17 protein-coding genes and 5 pseudogenes are annotated in these 17,932 nt (G+C 38.5%); 5 read left to right on the plus strand and 17 right to left on the minus strand.

Annotated features, from left to right (window positions below; genetic code table 11):
* Nucleotide 1: 1 nt before the first annotated feature.
* The 5 genes and pseudogenes from ccoO to PN838_RS02495 all read right to left on the minus strand — a co-directional run bounded on the left by ccoO (nucleotide 2) and on the right by PN838_RS02495 (nucleotide 3,873).
* A pseudogene (gene ccoO / locus PN838_RS02475) lies at nucleotides 2-645 on the minus strand (cytochrome-c oxidase, cbb3-type subunit II).
* Nucleotides 646-657: 12 nt separating this feature from the next.
* Nucleotides 658-2,085 (minus strand): cytochrome-c oxidase, cbb3-type subunit I, encoded by a 1,428-nt coding sequence (gene ccoN, locus PN838_RS02480; protein ID WP_215962950.1) that lies wholly within the window; start codon nucleotides 2,083-2,085, stop codon nucleotides 658-660.
* Nucleotides 2,086-2,981: 896 nt separating this feature from the next.
* On the minus strand, nucleotides 2,982-3,233 hold the full coding sequence (locus tag PN838_RS02485) for a BrxR family transcriptional regulator (RefSeq protein ID WP_272179668.1): 252 nt from the start codon (nucleotides 3,231-3,233) through the stop codon (nucleotides 2,982-2,984).
* A 2-nt stretch (nucleotides 3,234-3,235) separates the two neighbouring features.
* The gene (locus tag PN838_RS02490; protein ID WP_272179669.1) at nucleotides 3,236-3,682 is read right to left on the minus strand and encodes a hypothetical protein; all 447 of its coding nucleotides are present in this window, start codon (nucleotides 3,680-3,682) and stop codon (nucleotides 3,236-3,238) included.
* A complete protein-coding gene (locus PN838_RS02495) occupies nucleotides 3,661-3,873 on the minus strand; it encodes a BrxR family helix-turn-helix transcriptional regulator (protein WP_272179670.1) in 213 nt (70 codons plus the stop codon). Before PN838_RS02495 ends, PN838_RS02490 begins: the two co-directional genes overlap by 22 nt.
* Nucleotides 3,874-4,534: 661 nt before the next feature.
* Here PN838_RS02495 and PN838_RS02500 point away from each other — a divergent pair.
* A pseudogene (locus PN838_RS02500) lies at nucleotides 4,535-5,421 on the plus strand (WYL domain-containing protein).
* 734 nt (nucleotides 5,422-6,155) lie between these two features.
* Here PN838_RS02500 and PN838_RS02505 read toward each other — a convergent pair.
* From PN838_RS02505 to serC, 11 genes and pseudogenes are all read right to left on the minus strand, one after another.
* Nucleotides 6,156-6,959, minus strand: coding sequence for a substrate-binding periplasmic protein (locus PN838_RS02505; protein ID WP_272179671.1), 804 nt, complete (start codon nucleotides 6,957-6,959; stop codon nucleotides 6,156-6,158).
* 145 nt (nucleotides 6,960-7,104) lie between these two features.
* Entirely contained in the window at nucleotides 7,105-7,644 is a 540-nt protein-coding gene (locus PN838_RS02510) for a DUF924 family protein (protein WP_272179672.1), read from the minus strand.
* A gap of 331 nt (nucleotides 7,645-7,975) precedes the next feature.
* Nucleotides 7,976-8,670, minus strand: a pseudogene (gene pyrF, locus PN838_RS02515) (orotidine-5'-phosphate decarboxylase).
* A 19-nt stretch (nucleotides 8,671-8,689) separates the two neighbouring features.
* Nucleotides 8,690-8,989 carry a hypothetical protein gene (locus PN838_RS02520; RefSeq protein ID WP_272179673.1) on the minus strand — a complete coding sequence of 100 codons (300 nt, stop codon included), beginning with the start codon at nucleotides 8,987-8,989 and terminating at the stop codon, nucleotides 8,690-8,692.
* The gene (locus tag PN838_RS02525) at nucleotides 8,986-9,762 is read right to left on the minus strand and encodes a hypothetical protein (RefSeq protein WP_272179674.1); all 777 of its coding nucleotides are present in this window, start codon (nucleotides 9,760-9,762) and stop codon (nucleotides 8,986-8,988) included. Before PN838_RS02525 ends, PN838_RS02520 begins: the two co-directional genes overlap by 4 nt.
* Before the next feature lie 72 nt (nucleotides 9,763-9,834).
* The gene (locus tag PN838_RS26945; RefSeq protein ID WP_215962974.1) at nucleotides 9,835-10,047 is read right to left on the minus strand and encodes a lipopolysaccharide assembly protein LapA domain-containing protein; all 213 of its coding nucleotides are present in this window, start codon (nucleotides 10,045-10,047) and stop codon (nucleotides 9,835-9,837) included.
* 65 nt (nucleotides 10,048-10,112) lie between these two features.
* Nucleotides 10,113-10,445, minus strand: a complete 333-nt coding sequence (locus PN838_RS02530) for an integration host factor subunit beta (protein WP_272182498.1) — start codon at nucleotides 10,443-10,445, stop codon at nucleotides 10,113-10,115.
* Between the two features lie 27 nt (nucleotides 10,446-10,472).
* Nucleotides 10,473-12,139: pseudogene (rpsA, locus tag PN838_RS02535) on the minus strand (30S ribosomal protein S1).
* Between the two features lie 123 nt (nucleotides 12,140-12,262).
* A complete protein-coding gene (gene cmk / locus PN838_RS02540) occupies nucleotides 12,263-12,946 on the minus strand; it encodes a (d)CMP kinase (RefSeq protein WP_215962977.1) in 684 nt (227 codons plus the stop codon).
* A 149-nt stretch (nucleotides 12,947-13,095) separates the two neighbouring features.
* Entirely contained in the window at nucleotides 13,096-14,385 is a 1,290-nt protein-coding gene (gene aroA / locus PN838_RS02545; protein ID WP_272179675.1) for a 3-phosphoshikimate 1-carboxyvinyltransferase, read from the minus strand.
* Nucleotides 14,378-15,451: pseudogene (gene serC, locus PN838_RS02550) on the minus strand (3-phosphoserine/phosphohydroxythreonine transaminase). The gene aroA and the pseudogene serC overlap by 8 nt, the downstream one beginning before the upstream one ends.
* Nucleotides 15,452-15,695: 244 nt before the next feature.
* On the opposite strand from serC, the gene PN838_RS02555 reads away from it, so the two are divergent.
* Complete coding sequence (locus PN838_RS02555; protein WP_272179676.1) at nucleotides 15,696-15,899, plus strand: hypothetical protein; 204 nt, start codon at nucleotides 15,696-15,698, stop codon at nucleotides 15,897-15,899.
* A gap of 65 nt (nucleotides 15,900-15,964) precedes the next feature.
* On the opposite strand, the gene PN838_RS02560 is transcribed toward PN838_RS02555, so the two are convergent.
* Nucleotides 15,965-16,855 (minus strand): LysR family transcriptional regulator, encoded by an 891-nt coding sequence (locus PN838_RS02560; protein WP_272179677.1) that lies wholly within the window; start codon nucleotides 16,853-16,855, stop codon nucleotides 15,965-15,967.
* A 153-nt stretch (nucleotides 16,856-17,008) separates the two neighbouring features.
* Here PN838_RS02560 and PN838_RS02565 point away from each other — a divergent pair, with 153 nt between their 5' ends.
* From PN838_RS02565 to PN838_RS02575, 3 genes are read left to right on the plus strand one after another with little or no spacing between them, the layout of a single operon-like run.
* Nucleotides 17,009-17,422, plus strand: coding sequence for an MBL fold metallo-hydrolase (locus PN838_RS02565; RefSeq protein WP_272179678.1), 414 nt, complete (start codon nucleotides 17,009-17,011; stop codon nucleotides 17,420-17,422).
* A complete protein-coding gene (locus tag PN838_RS02570; protein ID WP_272179679.1) occupies nucleotides 17,413-17,694 on the plus strand; it encodes an MBL fold metallo-hydrolase in 282 nt (93 codons plus the stop codon). The genes PN838_RS02565 and PN838_RS02570 overlap by 10 nt, the downstream gene beginning before the upstream one ends.
* Complete coding sequence (locus PN838_RS02575; protein ID WP_272179680.1) at nucleotides 17,681-17,896, plus strand: hypothetical protein; 216 nt, start codon at nucleotides 17,681-17,683, stop codon at nucleotides 17,894-17,896. Before PN838_RS02570 ends, PN838_RS02575 begins: the two co-directional genes overlap by 14 nt.
* Nucleotides 17,897-17,932: the final 36 nt, after the last annotated feature.

A 17,932-nucleotide genomic window follows, 5' to 3' on the forward strand; every position in this document is an offset into this window, starting at 1 on the left:
ATTACTTAAGATGAGTACCTAGTTGTTGCAAATAAGCGATTAGAGCCTGCATTTCAGTTTTACCTTCAACGGCGGCTTTCGCACCAGCAATGTCTTCTGCAGAGTACAAAGGAATGTAGTTACCCTCTGCATCTTTATGAGTTTTGCCTGAAGTTAATCTGTTAAAGACTTCAAATTTCTTTGCAATGTGTTCACCAGTCAACAGGTTTTCATCTAACCATTTAAATGAAGGCATATTAGACTGTGGAACAACAGAACGAGGATCCATTAAATGGGCATAGTGCCAATCGTCTGAATAACGTTGACCTACTCGAGCTAAGGTCAGGGCCAGTTCGTTTTGAACCCCAAAGGAAAGGGTGATCCCAAACTGATTCACCTGCAACAGAATAGTGACCGTAACGTTCTACTTCAGCGCGGAATGGACGGATCATTTGGCTGTGACAGTTATTACACCCTTCACGGATGTATATGTCACGGCCTTCCATTTCCAATGGCGTTAAAGCTCGTAATCCAGCAACGGGTTCGGTCGTATCTTTTGAAACATTAGTGGAGTAATTTCAACTAGCGCACCAAAGCTAATCGCGACAACAGTTAATATAGCCATTAACGTGACGCTTTTTCAATCTTCTCGTGATGATTTGCCATTATAATTGCTCCTTATACAGCTTGTGCTTCAGCAACAGGTTGCTTAGATGAACTGCGAACTGTTTTAATGACGTTATAAGCCATTACAAGCATACCGGCTACAACAAACAGGCCGCCTAAGAATCTAACAAAATAGAATGGGTAAGAAGCCTCAAGACTCTGTACAAAACTGTATGTTAATGTACCGTCTGAGTTTACCGCACGCCACATTAGACCTTGCATAACACCCGATATCCACATAGCAACGATATAAAGTACTACACCGACTGTGTGTAACCAGAAATGAACATTAACCAATTTAAGGTCAATCATTTGGGTTAAACCGTAAAGACGAGGAATTAAATGATAAAGCGCTCCGATAGAGATCATCGCAACCCAACCTAACGCACCAGAATGAACGTGACCGATAGTCCAGTCAGTGTAGTGTGAAAGGGCATTTACCGACTTAATCGCCATCATTGGACCTTCAAACGTCGACATACCGTAGAATGAAAGAGAAACGATTAAGAAACGTAAAACCGGGTCGGTTTTCAATTTATGCCAAGCACCTGACAAGGTCATGATACCGTTGATCATACCGCCCCATGATGGGATAAAGAGTATAACTGACATCACCATACCTAAAGATTGAGTCCAATCTGGAAGTGCTGTGTAATGTAAGTGGTGCGGACCAGCCCAAATATAAAGCGAAATTAACGCCCAAAAGTGAACAACTGACAAACGATACGAATAAACCGGACGCTCTGCTTGTTTTGGTACAAAATAATACATCATGCCAAGGAAACCAGCTGTTAGTAAGAAACCAACCGCATTGTGTCCATACCACCACTGTACCATTGCATCAACTGCACCTGAGTACATTGAATATGATTTAAACAAATGTACAGGTATTGCAGCGCTATTTACTAAATGTAAAACCGCAACGGTGATAATGAAACCGGCATAAAACCAGTTCGCTACATATATATGGCTTGTTTTACGAATCGCCAACGTGCCTAAAAATACATAAGCATAAGCTAACCATACACACGTAATCAGTATGTCGATTGGCCATTCTAACTCTGCATATTCTTTAGACGTTGTAATTCCAAGCGGCAATGTGATCACAGCTGAAATAATAACGGCCTGCCAACCCCAGAATGTAAATGCCGCGACTTTGTCGCTAATAATGCGAACTTTACAAGTACGCTGCACAACATAATAAGATGTAGCAAATAGAGCGCTCGTACCAAACGCGAAAATTACCGCATTGGTATGCAGAGGACGAAGTCGAGAGAAAGTTAACCATGGTGTATCGAAGTTTAATGCGGGCCATATCAATTGCGCTGCAATCAATACACCAACCGTCATTCCTACAATACCCCACAAAACAGTTGTTAAAGCAAATTGCTTAACAACCTTGTAATTGTACTCTGGGTGAGCAATGTTTGTTGTTGTCATATTTTAAAATTCCACTTGGGGGTGAAAATAGTTGTTTAAGGTTATTATTCTAGACCCAAAATCCAAATATTGGAGATTAATCCTAAAAAGATAAACTTAAGTTCTTTTGGGAGGGTGAATGATAATGGCTTTGGAGGTAAAATAACAGCGACTAAACACATATTATTGTTGTAGATCAATAAAGAATTGGTGCAAATGCTCAAAAAACAATCTGTTATATTTCAAACACTAACTTTTATAAGTTTCAGTTATATCTTAGGTGCGTGCACACCCGATCCCAAAACACCTAACGAGTCTCAAAATATCAGTTGTGAGGAACACAATAGTTGCCTTGTACGAAACACAAAAAACAGCACACTGATGTTTAAAACGGAACATTTATTTGTAGAGCAACTCATTCCCTTTACGATACGTTCAAATAAACCCTTAGAATCCGTTTATCTTGTTGCGACAAATATGAACATGGGGCGACTTCCTGTTAGGCTAAATAAATTAACTAAAACTGAAACTCAAGCAGAGGTTTTTTTGGCATGTGCGCAGAACCAATGATGTCGTGGAATGTAATTTTGACGTATCAAGATGGCACACAAGAGATAACGGACCTAAAAAGTTACTGGAATCAAAGAGCCATACAATAATTTATATTACAATAACTTAGTGTCGATGTTAGTCAACACCAACATGGTTACGCGATACCATTTTAACACTACTTTCATTCACTTAACTGGATTAATTTATAGAAGGCAATAACAAATATTTTAGTTTACATTGGTCCAAGTAAACACAACTTATAAAATGATAATTTGCCATTATTGACAAGTTCAGAAGTTAGATTAGGTCCAAATTTTTCGCATTTTTAGTCTTTCCTACAATAATTGTGGTTTGGGTAAGACTGTTTAAAAAACCCATCGTTTAATTGCATTTAAATTCTCTATCACTATTTTCTGTTCCGTTGGATCAGGGTGAGTGATATTGACATCAATATTGAGTTGCTTAAATAAGTAGGGAATAAAGCAAACTCGGGTATTTATTAACAAACTACCAAATTCCATATCGAATTCGTTTTCAACTACCAACTTTTGTACCGCTGATAATCTCGGATCTGGAATTACGTTGATGTTAACAAGTGTGTTCCAGTCATCATCCATTTCTACTGTATTAATATTTTGCTCACTATTATAAGTGGGTGTTCCATGTATATGACGTAATTCAAAATTACGAAACGATAATTCCCGAAAACAATATGCTCTGACATGCCATTGTTGATTGATGAAAATAATAGAATGGGGGCGATGAGCTGCATTTCGCTTGTTGGTGATTTAATTGTTCGATGATCGATATTAAGACAATGAGAATGCACGCACGCATTTAATACTTCTCTAAACGCATCCGCAGAAATTGCACGATGACCAAACTCAATGTTATGAACAATATTAACACCTAAATAAAGTGGCTTTTTGGCACTGCTTGAATTTGAGTTGTTAACAGTTCGGCAGTGTTCCAACGTATATAGATAGTCATTTAATTTGTCGTCGATCAGTTTTGCTGCAAAACCTTGAGTGACAACATATCGTTTTAGCGAAGCATCATAAACCAAGTTTCAGGTCCAATTTCCCGCAAGTATATTTTTATATCTCTAGAAGCCTGCTGTCTCTGAATTCCAAAATAATCACATAAATGTTTGGTACTTAATTCTCCCTCCCACAAGGCGAGGGTTTCTATAAATTTAAACCGTTGTAACTGGTCATAACGAAGTGCTTGGTTATTTCCTTGATGTTTTTCTTGCATGAGAACAGGCTCCAAATATATGTAACATTTTGGTACACCATAACACAAACCAAACCGAAGACCAACAAAAACAACTCAACATATGTATACAAATAACTCATATGTGGCAATTAATAACCGACTAAGTATGTATTTACCAACAGGAAGAATGCCGATTATAATGACTTTCGTGAACTTACCCACAAGTGCAGGGCGAAACCACCCACGAGACTCATTATGATACACTCTTATTTATAAGTATTTATAAGTGCCTAAAGTTAACCTGTGAATAACTTTTAAACTAACTTCGTTTACCAAGTGGTTACGAACCGTTAGTAACGTAATTTAAATTTGTGAGGGTTACAGTTTGATACAGTGAACGATACTAATTCAGCGGGATTTGGTGTCGTGAAACTACTTTAAAGGCATAGGTGATGAAGAGGCATGATCTTTAGTAATGCCATTTTATAATTATTGGTGATCGGGTATTTAATATGTTCAACCACCCTTAACAACTTGTTTCGTTTAAATTCAGAAAATAAACCAAATTACTAATTAACAACGAGGACTTTACTTTACTTTTGATGTGGTTTATTTTAAATCACATACTTAACATTAACAAAACTCCAGTAATCTCAGCGATTGAAACATTTAAGGAAATAGTGTGGCCACAAACAAAAATATAGAATTCGAAAATATTCCCTTCGCTCAAAAGCAACGCTTAGCGTTTATCGACTTTTCTTTATTTTTTAAGGGACACCTATGTCGTAATGACCTTATTAGCCAATTTGAAGTTGGTTTGTCGGCTGGAACAAGAGATTTCAACCTTTACAAAGAATATGCACCAAACAATTTATATTATGACGCAAAAGTTAAACGTTATTTTCAAGCAGAAACATTCAAACCTTTATTCCCGCATGATGCGCGTAAAACTTTAGTAAAGCTTGCGAATCAAATTTCAGATGGTTACGACTCGATAGCTAATACAGAGTTTCCAGTAGAGCAACCATCACACTTAAATGTACCCGACATATTTGTGATAGCACGTTTAGTTCAAGCAATGTTAAACGGTAATGTTGTAAATATGATCTATACCTCGTTGTCCAGTGGTTCTGCGGCAAGAGACTTTGTACCACACTCGATTATTGATAATGGGTTACGATGGCATGTTCGTGGTTACGACCGAAAATCAAACAGCTTTAGAGATTTTGTTTTGACACGAATAAGTAAAGTATCGATTCGATCAAACCAACTCGGGGTTCATGAATTACAAACCGCAGATGACGCATGGCAAAATATTTTGCAGCTCGAAATTGTACCGCATCCTAAAAACATCAAACATCCCACTGCGATAGAAATGGATTACGGCATGCTTGATGGGAAAAAATTGTTAGCGTACGCGCTGCCATGGCAGGGTATTTATTAAGAAGATGGAATGTTGACTGCACGGTTGGCGGCACCTTATCTAGTGTCGAATATCAGTTGTATTTGAACAATCGTACTGAGATTCGAGGTGCGCATAACTTATCAATTGCATCAAGGTTATTAACTCTATTTTACTTATATTAAATGGTTCGCCGTTTTTGTCAGCTTTCAGTTTTATAGACTGAGGTTTATAACGGCTAATTAAACAAGGTAAGTATCTTTATACAGAAGTGTGTCGTGTAGCAATCCAAAGGTTATGTAAACGATTGAACTACATAAACATAGTGAACAGAGCAAAGTGAAATAGATTTGGGGGTAATAGGAATTGTTAAATGGGAAGAGACAGTCAACGGAACGATATTAAAGCCACAGTGTTGGGCAGGCAATGTTGGCCAATAGCCTATTTAACATAATATACATTGTGCGCATAATAGGCATTGTTTGAAGTAGAGCACTTACAAATCAAATTGGCCTAACATTTCCCACCATTTCTATTTATATCGTTTTAATTTAGTTAGATTTTCTCTTTAAACATATTGTCTTCTTAATCTATTAACGCGCTACGTGGTTGAAATAATTTAGCTTGGCTTGTATCCGGTAAAATTTAAATACTGCACGCGCTACGTGGTTGAAATAATTTAGACTGGCTTGTTATCCGTAAAATTCAAATAGCGCACGCGCTACGTGGTTGAAATAATTTAGCCTTACTTGTATCCGGTAAAATTTAAATACGGCATCTTACTTATTTGGCTAGTTAGATATTTGTCGTATCTATTTCTTAGTCTTAGCTGTGTCTTAGCTGTGTCTTATCTATGTCGTATCATTGTATTGTCTATGTCGGCTTTAAAATAATGAATCTGGTTTAATTCGTGTCGAACTTAATTAACATCTTCAGACAATGACTTTTTCCAATTTTCGATATCTTGGTCTGTGTAATTGAACTCTTTGAAATATGAAATGACTTCTTGGGAATCTTTTATCGCGACTAAACCGTTATTTAGTTTTTTCATTATTGCTTTAGACTTTTTAGTCTTAAGACTTAAGGTATGAATAAACTTCCCGCCATAATTACCGCCAACGCGTTTTAAACAATCTCGATCTGTTGGATCTTCATAAAACATACAATAGTAATTAACTGCGCCGACAGCAAAAAATAGATAATCTAATCGGCGTTGACGTAACATATAAAAAAGTTGTTTACGTGTAACCGTTGCGTAAATGTTCTTAAATCCCAGTTCCTTTGCAATTGTTTCTTGGCTTGAATTTGCAGAAACGCCTATTGTGGCGACGTTTAGATCAATTTCAGAAACGTGATTTATTGGGTTTTCGGGCAATGTAAAAATAGACGACGTGGTTGACATTAATGGCTTTGAGAAATATCCCCACTTTGCGCGTTCCTCTGTTTTAAAAGCGGCAAAAACTAAATCGACCTTTTTCCCCTTTAACCTTTTAACACTGCCTTGCCACGAACTTTCCTGAGGTACTAACGTTATGTTTTGAGACTTTGCTGCGAGTGTAATTAGTCGCCAAGAAATACCGTATGGGCCCGAAGCCAATACGTATTTATCGTGGTCATCAAAAACGGCAATCGTAACTTCGCTGTCAGCATTAGCAGTAACTGGTAAAGTACTTAGCAGTAATAAAAAAGAATCGCCTTGTAAAATAACCTTTTCATCTTGCACCTGTTGATCTCTAAAACAACGCTCATATCGTTGTTTACTACTAACACCTCATTTACGCCCAAAACTTTATTTTTATTCTATCTGTTGGGTAAACCTATTATTGATAAACGATAAGTTTTAGACCGTTTAGCAACAATATTCACGTTTAAAATGACGAATTAGGTCCATTTAAAAATGCATTCTCTTGATCGGTACTTCTACGTCCCAAAATCGAATTTCTGTGTGGATAACGCCCGAAGCGATCTATTATTTCTTTGTGTTTATGTTCAAAATTAAGTGTGTTTTCAAGTCCAGGTTGGTCAAATATGGTCACCGCTACCTTATGAATGCTTGGTGATTCGCTGTGCATAAACGGCATATATAAAAACGACTTTTGAGGGATACTCATAGCTACATCTAAGCGGTGTGCAATTGCTTCTTGAGCTAAAACTAATGCTAAAGGATCTGATTCAAACGCCCTTTTATCATCCCTATATATATTACGTGCAAATTGGTCTAATACGATTATTTCGGCTAAACGACCCAAAGGTTCAGTACGCCACATATAAAGCTCGCCCAGTTTTGCTGCCGATAAAGTATCATCAAAACGCGTTGTAATGACTCGGTCTAACTCATCACTTTTAGAAAAGTGCTGGGCTGGTGTTAACTCGTCAAACCAAAACGCTATTACATTTTGCCAATTCATTGCTATCTTCCTTTGCAATACATCATTCAAAATCTTTTTATGCCCAATGTTTTATCAAGGTGTCTGTTATTAAACAATAGTTTAAATATCTGAATATACCTATTTTGAGTTCAAGAAAAGAATCTAATTAATTAGATTTAATATAAAACACGGGTTTCGTTTGAAATAATAACGTTGCTAGGCAATTTTGAGTGGGTTTATTAGATGGCCAATTCGCAGTATTAGTCTCGTCATGGCGTGACTAAGATGAGGTAACCCGTTGATTAATTAGCAATGTAGGACACTGTTACTAACCAACGAGTTGTCGTTAGGCAAATACAAACTAGAGGAATTAGTTTATAGATTGATAAATTGCTTTCATAGTTTCAATTGGGTTTGCAGATTGCGTAATCGCTCGACCAATAACTAAGTAGTCAGATCCTGCAGCAACCGCTTTTTGCGGTGTCATGATCCTTTTTTGATCATCAACTGACGCATCCGCAGTTCGAATTCTTGTGTTACCAATTTAAAGTTTGCGCCATAGTTTTGTTTTAACATCTGCGCTTCTTGGGCTGAACACACCACTCCGTCTAGTTCATATTTGTGTGCTAGACCGGCTAAAAAGTTAACTTGTTCACGAGGTGTGCGCGTTATACCTAACTCTATTAAATCGTCGTCAGACATACTTGTTAATACCGTAACTGCAATAAGTAATGGCGCGTCATTACCAAACGGTTGCAGTATGGTTTTGGCTGCATCCATCATTTTACCACCGCCACTAGCATGTACATTTACCATCCACACGCCAAGGTCTGCCGCTGCTTTTACGGCTTTTGCAACTGTGTTTGGTATATCATGGAATTTTAGATCGAGAAAAACGTCAAAACCTTTGTTCTGAATTTCGGTGACAAAGGTTGGTCCAAAGTGAGTAAACATTTCTTTGCCAATTTTCAAACGACATAAACTTGGGTCAAGTCTGTCGACCAGATCAGTCGTTTCTTTTTTATTGTCAAAATCCAATGCTACTACGATGTTTTTGTTATTCACGGAAATGTCTCTCTAACTTTTATATGCCGTCTAATCCGGCCAATGGTTTTATTGTTTGCCAATTATTGCATGCTGGACAACGCCAGCTGAAATGATTTGTGGTAAACCCACAACTATTACATTCATAAAGTGGCTTTAATTCAATGTAACGTGTAATTAGGGATTGCAGTTGTTTAAAATGAGGATCGGACATAAAAAATTCTTTTTCAAGTTCAATCAACTTTGCAAAACCGCGAACACTTGGCTGGTCCTGCAAATGCTCAATGATATAACTGCGCCCCGCCTCAATGCCCTTCTCTTTTACAATATAGTCAGTCATCTGACTATGTGCTGTAACACTTTTAATGTTTTTTCTTTTATTAGCCAAAATAACCAAGCTGTTTGTTCGAACTCATCGACAAAACATTCAGGCGCAATATTAAATAACGCCGGTGCAAAACTCGGTTCTTGGTCAAGAATCGTAACAACTAATTCTCTCGATTTTTGTTTGTTATTTACGATTAGGTACAATTTAGATAAAGCCAATAAACTTCTAACTGATTTTCGGTTTACCTTTAATGCCCGTTTATACGCTTGTTTTTTAGATTTGTAGTTATCGTGTGCATCGCCAATTTCACAATAAAAATGACTTACGAGTTGACGACAGTTTTCAGACAATAATTGAGCATCGGCCGCTAGATAGGACTCTACGCCCGCTTGCCATTCACGAGTTTGCTCAAATATATGGAGTAGTCCAAGTAATGCCTCTGAAGCGTGTTGCGACATTAATAAAGGCGTAAGTGTGTTTTGAGCTCGTTCTAACATGCCCGCTGACAGAAAATCCTGCGCTAATTCAAGTTGAATTTCTTCTAACTCATATTGAGGAATTGTGATCTGATCGGTTTTAACTAAACCTTCATGGATCGCGATAGCTTTGTCGATTTCGCCTTTTTTGCGAAACAGCTTTGCTAACGTTAAATAATTGTCGATATTTGAAGGCGTGTCGTCAAAATATTGGATAAGCCTGTCAAAGGCCTGTTCTTGATCTTCATTAAGTAATAACGACACACTCGAATTGATCGCATTATTAATGGTTAATTGCTGTTCTAACAATTCTTTTTTGCGCTGTGTTTACCCATAACCCAGCCATAAATGACTGCAGCAGGTAATAGCAAAAATAGTAATTCAAGCATTCTTTCGTGTAATCAACTTTTTAATAGCAGATATCACAAGCATAACAAATACGCCCAGCATAAATGTTAGGAATAATAAAACAGCTAGAGGCAGTTGTACCTTCACAACAAGTAGATTCAAATCGACCAATTGATGGTTTTCACTGCCTAATGCCAACGCGAATATGACTAGAATGAAAAATATAGCGTAACTAAGTAATTTCAAAAACTTAACCCCTGCAATTTAGGGGTACAAGGCTATTGTAAGTCTTTCATCGAGTCAATACGGAACTACTTAAAATCGACTCTTTCGCGTAATTCTTTGCTAGGTTTAAAGTGTGGGACATATTTTGCCTCCAACTCAACCGAGTCACCCGTCTTAGGATTACGTCCTGTACGCGGCGCACGATAATGCAAAGAAAAGCTACCAAACCCTCGTATTTCAATACGATCACCAGTTGATAGACATTCGGCCATGTTATCTATAATGCTCTTAACTGCAGTTTCCACTTCCTTTACAGGCACATGTGGATGTTGTTCAGATAATGTTTCTATTAATTCAGACTTTGTCATTTTCTCACCTAATATCGAGACAAAAAATAAGGGAGCGTTATGCTCCCCTATATTTATAGCTCATTTAAAATCAAATGCTTAGTCTTTTTGTGCATTTTTAAATGCAGCAGCCATCGCATTTTCAAATTCAGGCGCTTGATTTTGTAAGTTATCTAACGCAGCTTTCTCTTCTGCTTCGTCGATAGCCTTGATAGATAGGCTTATCACGCGATTCTTACGGTCAACACCAACGAACTTAGCTTCTAACTCAGAACCAGCAGTTAATACTGTAGTAGCATCTTCTACACGTTCACGAGAAAGTTCAGATACACGGATGTAACCTTCAACTTCGTTACCTAGGTCAACAGTAGCACCTTTAGCGTCAACGTCTTTTACAAGACCTTTAACCATAGTACCTTTTTGTGAGCTTCTAAGTATTCGCTAAACGGATCAGAATCCATTTGTTTAACGCCTAGAGAGATACGCTCGCGCTCTGGGTCAACTTGTAATACAACAGCTTCGATTTCGTCGCCTTTCTTGAAGTCACGTACTGCGTCTTCACCAGAAACATTCCAAGAAATGTCAGAAAGGTGTACAAGACCATCAATACCGCCGTCAAGACCGATGAAGATACCAAAGTCAGTGATTGACTTGATGTTACCAGCAACACGGTCGCCTTTGTTATGAGTCTTAGCAAATACTTCCCAAGGGTTGTCTTTACATTGTTTAAGACCAAGAGAAATACGACGACGTTCTTCGTCGATTTCAAGAACCATAACTTCAACTTCGTCGCCAAGATTAACAACTTTAGAAGGATGGATGTTCTTGTTAGTCCAATCCATTTCAGAAACGTGTACAAGACCTTCAATACCGTCTTCGATTTCAACGAAACAACCGTAGTCAGTAAGGTTAGTAACACGGCCTTTAAGACGTGAACTTTCAGGGTAACGACCAGCAATGTCGCCCCAAGGATCTGAACCAAGTTGCTTAAGACCTAGAGAAACACGGTTTTTCTCTTTGTCGAATTTAAGAACTTTAACGTCTATTTCATCACCAACTGCAACGATTTCACTTGGGTGCTTAACACGTTTCCAAGCCATATCTGTGATGTGAAGTAGTCCGTCTAGGCCACCAAGGTCAACGAACGCTCCGTAATCGGTAAGGTTCTTAACGATACCTTTAACTTCTGAACCTTCTTCAAGGTTAGCAAGAAGCTCTTCACGTTCTGCAGAGTTTTCAGTTTCGATAACTGCGCGACGTGATACAACAACGTTGTTACGTTTTTGGTCAAGTTTGATTACTTTAAAATCTAACTCTTTGCCTTCTAAGTGAGACGTGTCACGGATAGGACGTACGTCTACTAAAGAACCTAGTAAGAATGCTCGGATGCCTTCAACTTCAACAGTGAAACCGCCTTTAACTTTACCAGAGATAACACCTTTAACGATTTCTTGTTCTTCACAAGCTTTCTCAAGGCGTACCCAAGACTCGTAACGTTTCGCTTTTTCACGAGATAGAATTGTTTCACCAAATCCGTCTTCGATTGAATCTAGTGCTACGTCAACTTCATCACCAACTGCTACTTCTAATTCACCAGCGTGGTTTTTAAATTGAGCCGCAGGAATAGCAGATTCTGATTTTAAGCCAGCGTCTACGATTACAAGGTCACGATCGATAGAGATAATAGTACCTTTAACGATTGAACTAGGGCGTGTTTCGATAGCCTGAAGGCTTTCTTCAAATAACTGAGCAAAATTTTCTGTCATGATTTATCTTCATTATTGCCAAAGAGGCGTTCCAGCGACTATGGGTTGATTTTTAACTTGTTACATCCATGCTAACAAGGCTTTTAAGTTTGTTAATAAACCCTTTTAAAATAAAAAGGTTGCCTAACTACGAATAAATTTTTCTTCAACCACTTTAATAAGCAATTGATAGACTTCTTCTGCCGATAACGTAGTCGAATCAATTTCGATAGAATCCTCTGCAGGCACCATTGGTGCTACACTTCGGTTCATATCTCGGTCGTCTCGAGCTTGTATCTCGGTTAAAAGGTCGCCGATTTTAACATCGTGGCCCTTTCCTTTCAACTCTATATAGCGTCGATTTGCACGTTCTTCCGCACTTGCAGTAAGAAAAACCTTAATTGCAGCGTCTGGGAATACAACTGTCCCCATGTCTCGACCGTCTGCGATTAAACCCGGTTTTTGTCTAAAGGCGCGTTGACGACGCAATAATGCTTCGCGCACACGAGGTAAAGCTGCAATTTTAGACGCAACGCCACCGACTTCTTCATTTCGGATCGAATGTGTTACTTCTTCACCTTCAAGCACAATTTTAGTTCCAGCTTCGCTAGATAAAAATTGCACATCAAGATGAGCCGCGAGTGGGATCAAACTTTCTTCGTCACTCGGTAGTATGTTGTGATGCATTGACGCTAAGGCCAATACGCGATAGATAGCACCGCTATCAAGGATTTCCCATCCTAATTTTTCCGCTAACAGACGACATACCGTGCCTTTGCCTGCTCCACTTGGACCATCAATAGTGATGACCGGAATAGAATGCGCCATAGTTACTCCACAAAGTGAATTTCGGGCGGCATTATACGCGATTGGCTACAAATTAAAATTAAATTAGAAAGTTATTTTTCATATAAAAAATGTAACCGAGTGAATTAGAGTTAAATCACTCGGCTATAAGGTAGGTTTTTTTGCTAAAATTAGCAGACTAATGCATTAAATCTATCGAAATAGTCCGGGAAGGTTTTACTCGTTACTTTTGGATCATTAATCGTTACTGATGCTTGATCAAAACATAACAACGAGAAACACATGGCAATTCGATGATCGTTATAAGTATCTATTGCTGCGTGTTTAATTGGCGCTGGTGTAACGATAATATAGTCATGCCCTTCTTCAACAATCGCACCCGCTTTTTTAAGTTCAGTAGCCATCGCAAATAAACGGTCGGTTTCTTTAACTCGCCAATTGTAAATATTACGAATGGCTGTTGTACCCTCTGCAAATAATGCAGTAGTAGCAATCGTCATTGCGGCATCTGGAATATGATTCATATCCATATCAACTGCGGTTAGTTTACCGTTGGATGACACAGAAATATGGTCATCAAAATAGGTAATATCTGCACCCATTTTTGCAAGAACGTCCGCAAATTGGATGTCACCTTGAACACTATTTTTACCGACACCATAAACATTTACCGGACCGCCGCTAATTGCGCCAGCAGCTAAGAAATAAGATGCTGAACTTGCATCGCCTTCAACCATAAAGTCGCTAGGAGATTGATATTGAGCATCAGCATTTACCACAAAGCTTTGGTAATTATTGTTTTCTACCTCAACCCCAAATTGACGAATAATATCGATAGTTAAATCTATATAAGGTTTTGAAACCAAATCACCAATCACTTTAACCGTTATAGTTTTGTGAATTAATGGAGCTGCCATTAACAACGCCGATAAAAATTGACTTGAAACACTGCCGTCAATTTCAACAACGGTGTCGTCAGTGATCACTGCAGGCTCAATTTTAAGCGGTGGATAATTTTCGTTACCCAAGTAGGTTATTGTTGCGCCAAGTGGGCGTATTGCGTCTACCAGGTGCCCAATTGGACGTTCTGACATGCGTTCTTCGCCGGTTAATTCCGTTGTGATATTTGCAAATGCTAATACCGCCGCAAGAGGACGCATTGCCGTTCCTGCATTACCTAAAAACAATGCTTGTTGAGGCTGTTTAAATTGACCATTACAACCATGCACAACACACGTCGTTTTATCTGCTGACAACGTGGTTTTAACGCCTAATAACTCAAGCGCATTTAACATGTGTCTAATGTCATCACTGTCGAGCAAATTGGTGATGGTTGTATCACCGTCACATAACGCCGCTAATAATAACGCACGATTTGACAGACTTTTAGATCCCGGAACCGTTACGTCCCCTTTAAAACCAGAAATGTGAGGTAGCGTTAATGATTCTTGATTAGCCATGTGTACGTTCGAACTCCTGCATAAACTCAGTTAACGCTTTAACACCTTCAATAGGCATGGCGTTGTAGATACTTGCTCGCATACCGCCAACAATTCGATGTCCTTTCAGTGCAACCAGTCCTTGATTTTCAGCTTGCGCCAAAAATGTACTGTCTAATTCGCTGTTCGCCAAGAAAAACGGAACATTCATACGAGAGCGATTGGCACTTGCAATGTTATTACTATAAAAACTGGAGTTGTCGATCGTTTGATATAACAAGTCAGCTTTTTCTTATTTAATACTTCCTGTGCCGCAACACCGCCATTTTCTAATAACCAATCAAAGACTAACTTAGCTAGATAAATCGCATAAGTTGGTGGCGTATTAAACATACTGTCTTTTTCATGGGTTAATTTATAGTTAAATACAGAAGGCACGGTTTCCTGCGAACGTGCTAACAACTCTTTTTAACAACAACTAAGCTTAGCCCTGACGGACCTATGTTTTTCTGGGCGCCAGCATAAATTAAGTCAAATTTACTGCTATCGATTTCACGGGAAAAATGGTGCTCGACATATCGGCAACGACAGGCACATCAAATGAAGGCTGTTCAAATATTTCAATGCCATCGACTGTTTCATTAGGGCAGTAATGAACATAAGCGCTGTCTTGCGAAACCTGCCAATCAGACATCGAAATAACTTGTTTTTTACCACCAACAATTTCCACCGTATTTTGTTCTGTAACGGCACCAAACTTTTTGGCTTCTTCAACGGCGGCCTAGGACCATGACCCTGTTGTGACATAATTGGCCTTACCACTATTTAGCAAATTAAGCGGAACCGCAGAAAACTGACCGCGACCGCCACCGTGCATAAATAACACAGTATATTCATCGCTGAGCCCTAATAATTGCTTTATCGAGGCTATTGCCGAGTCATAAACAGCAATGAACTCTTTACTTCTGTGGCTGAGTTCCATTACAGAACAACCTGTGTTATTCCAATTAACAAACTCACTCTGAGCTTTATTCATCACGGCCTCGGGCAATTTTGCAGGGCCCGCACAGAAGTTATAAACTGTCATTCATTTTCTCGTTAGTTACAGTAAAGCTAATTTTATCGAACAATTACTCTAACGTTATTTGAATTGCGTCTCAATTGATTATTTTGCAATTAATTAATTAATTTATGACAACAACAAAATTTGTTTGTTAAATAATCTAAATAGCCAGACGTACAAGGCTTACCAACATCCTCTATGATAAATATCCTATTGAATTTTAGTATTTTACTGCCCATTTAAGTCATACAACCATTTGGAGACATTTATGGAAATATTTGAAGCAATTGGAATTACCAATGAACTTATTCAATATTTCATTACTGGTTTACTATTTTTTATGGGAGCTATGGTGATGTATAAAATGGTTCTTTGGGGTAAGAAAATGCCTAGAGGCGCGTTTCTATTTTTAGCGTTATTTCCACTTATAACAATTTTTCCTATTCCACCTCCCATATTTAAAACATGTTAAAAAAATGTGGATAGTGGCGACCCACCTGACGAGGACCTAGCATAATCATAAGAAAATGGCCGACACTAATCCCAAGGATGTTGCTTAAAATATTCAGCTAGAAAATCGATTAGTGCACGCACTGTCGGTGACAAAAACTTTCGAGAAGAATACAAAGCGTAAATATTCATATCATTCGTATTCCAATTAGGCAGTACACGAACCAAACTGCCATTTTCAATAGCGGCATTTGCCATATAAGTTGGTTGCATGCTAATTCCGGCGCCACATTGAGCTGCTTTTAATAACGTGGTTGCTTCATTAGCCGTTAACTGACAATTAACGCTAATGGCTTTATGTTCGTTTTCATTCCAAAGGTGCCAAATGTGTTTTTCAAAATTGGTATAGCTAAGGCAACGATGTTGACTTAAATCATCCGGTGCCGTGATTGCAGGCATAGAATCCAGGTAAGCTTGACTTGCCACTAAAACGGAATGACACACCGCCAATGGTTTTCCAATCAACGACGGATCTGGATTTGACGCAATTCGAATTGCTAAATCAATTCTGCTATCGACCAAATCAATTGCAGTATCTTGCAGGTCTATGTCGATAGAGACTTTCGGGTGACGTGTCATAAATTGTTGTATTGCAACCATGAGCTGCGCATGACTAAACGACATACTACACGCGAGTCGGATCCGACCGGAAAGTTGCTCAGTTGACTTTATCTCACTGATAAATTGGTCTGCTGTAGTCAGCCACTGCTCAATATCATTTAGGCATTTTTCTCCTTGCGTTGTCAGTGTCACTTTTCTAGTCGTCCTATGTAATAAACGAACTTCGAGCCAACTTTCCATCACTTCGATGTAACGCGTTACCATTGGGCGTGACATCTCCAAACGCTCCGAGGTCGCGGTAAAGCTACCTGTGCGGGCTACATCAATAAATACTTGTGCCGCTTTAACCCGATCCATACTAAACCCCGATTTCTAACAGACCAACCCACATATGTTCGATTTAAGAAACAATGTTGAACATTATTGTACATATATCATTGCAAATCAATTCTCTATTATTGCCCAACTTTCAAAATACAGTTAAACAAAACCCAAAAAATAGGAAATAAAATGAAAATAAATCTACTCAAAGGTTTCTATTTATTAGCAACATTGACAGTAACATTAATGAGCTTTTCAAGTACCGCCGATAATAAAAGTGCGCTGAGTTTAAAAGTATATAACTCGGATAAAAACAGCTTTCATGTAAATTCAACATTAGTTTATGGTGAAACAGAGGCCGTATTGATAGACACAGGTTTCACAAGAGCTGATGCACTTCGTATTGCAGCAAACGTTTTAGATTCAGGTAAAAAATTAACAACGATTTTTATTAGCCAAGCTGATCCTGATTTTTACTTTGGTATTGAAACCTTGCGACAAATATTCCCTGACGTAAATGTGATCACGACACCCGCAGTACGCAAGGCAATTAGTAAAAAATGGGAGGCAAATTGGCCTACTGGGGTCCAAAAATGGGCGTAAATGCCCCTAAAAATGTACTACTACCTGATGTATATAGTCCAAATAGCTTTACCGTAGACGGTTACAAAATCGAAGTTAAGGGAACAGAAGGCGTTTTGGCTAACCGCCCTTTTGTTTGGATCCCATCAATTAAAGCAATAGTAGGTAATATCGCAGTGTTTGGTGATTTACATGTTTGGACCGCAGATACACAATCATCTGAAACGTTAGCAGCGTGGCAACATCAACTGCAAGAAATGAAGGAATTGTCTCCAAAGGTTGTCGTGCCATAAGTCATATGAAAAAGGAACTCAACTTAATGTTCAACTAATTGACTATACCGCAACTTACTTAACTGACTTTATTGATGCTAAGCGCAAGAGTAAAAACGCACAGGCATTAATAGACATAATGACCACAAGATATCCAGATGCCGAGTTAAACCTTGCTTTAGCGATTGGCGCTAAAGTGCATATGGGCGAGATGAAATGGTAATGTATTCTAATTAACAGGGATACAGGCATAAAAAAA

The sequence above is a fragment of the Psychrosphaera algicola genome, assembly GCF_028401425.1.
GTDB lineage: Bacteria > Pseudomonadota > Gammaproteobacteria > Enterobacterales > Alteromonadaceae > Psychrosphaera > Psychrosphaera algicola.

Excerpts from the sequence above, each read along its gene's own strand:
- PN838_RS02555 (WP_272179676.1), top strand. The coding sequence starts at position 15,696 with ATGGAAATATTTGAAGCAATTGGAATTACCAATGAACTTATTCAATAT.
- PN838_RS02570 (WP_272179679.1), top strand. The coding sequence starts at position 17,413 with ATGGGCGTAAATGCCCCTAAAAATGTACTACTACCTGATGTATATAGT.
- ccoN (WP_215962950.1), bottom strand. The coding sequence starts at position 2,085 with ATGACAACAACAAACATTGCTCACCCAGAGTACAATTACAAGGTTGTT.
- cmk (WP_215962977.1), bottom strand. The coding sequence starts at position 12,946 with ATGGCGCATTCTATTCCGGTCATCACTATTGATGGTCCAAGTGGAGCA.
- PN838_RS02565 (WP_272179678.1), top strand. The coding sequence starts at position 17,009 with ATGAAAATAAATCTACTCAAAGGTTTCTATTTATTAGCAACATTGACA.
- PN838_RS02560 (WP_272179677.1), bottom strand. The coding sequence starts at position 16,855 with ATGGATCGGGTTAAAGCGGCACAAGTATTTATTGATGTAGCCCGCACA.
- aroA (WP_272179675.1), bottom strand. The coding sequence starts at position 14,385 with ATGGCTAATCAAGAATCATTAACGCTACCTCACATTTCTGGTTTTAAA.
- PN838_RS02485 (WP_272179668.1), bottom strand. The coding sequence starts at position 3,233 with ATGGATGATGACTGGAACACACTTGTTAACATCAACGTAATTCCAGAT.
- PN838_RS02510 (WP_272179672.1), bottom strand. The coding sequence starts at position 7,644 with ATGAATTGGCAAAATGTAATAGCGTTTTGGTTTGACGAGTTAACACCA.
- PN838_RS02520 (WP_272179673.1), bottom strand. The coding sequence starts at position 8,989 with ATGACTGACTATATTGTAAAAGAGAAGGGCATTGAGGCGGGGCGCAGT.
- PN838_RS02495 (WP_272179670.1), bottom strand. The coding sequence starts at position 3,873 with ATGCAAGAAAAACATCAAGGAAATAACCAAGCACTTCGTTATGACCAG.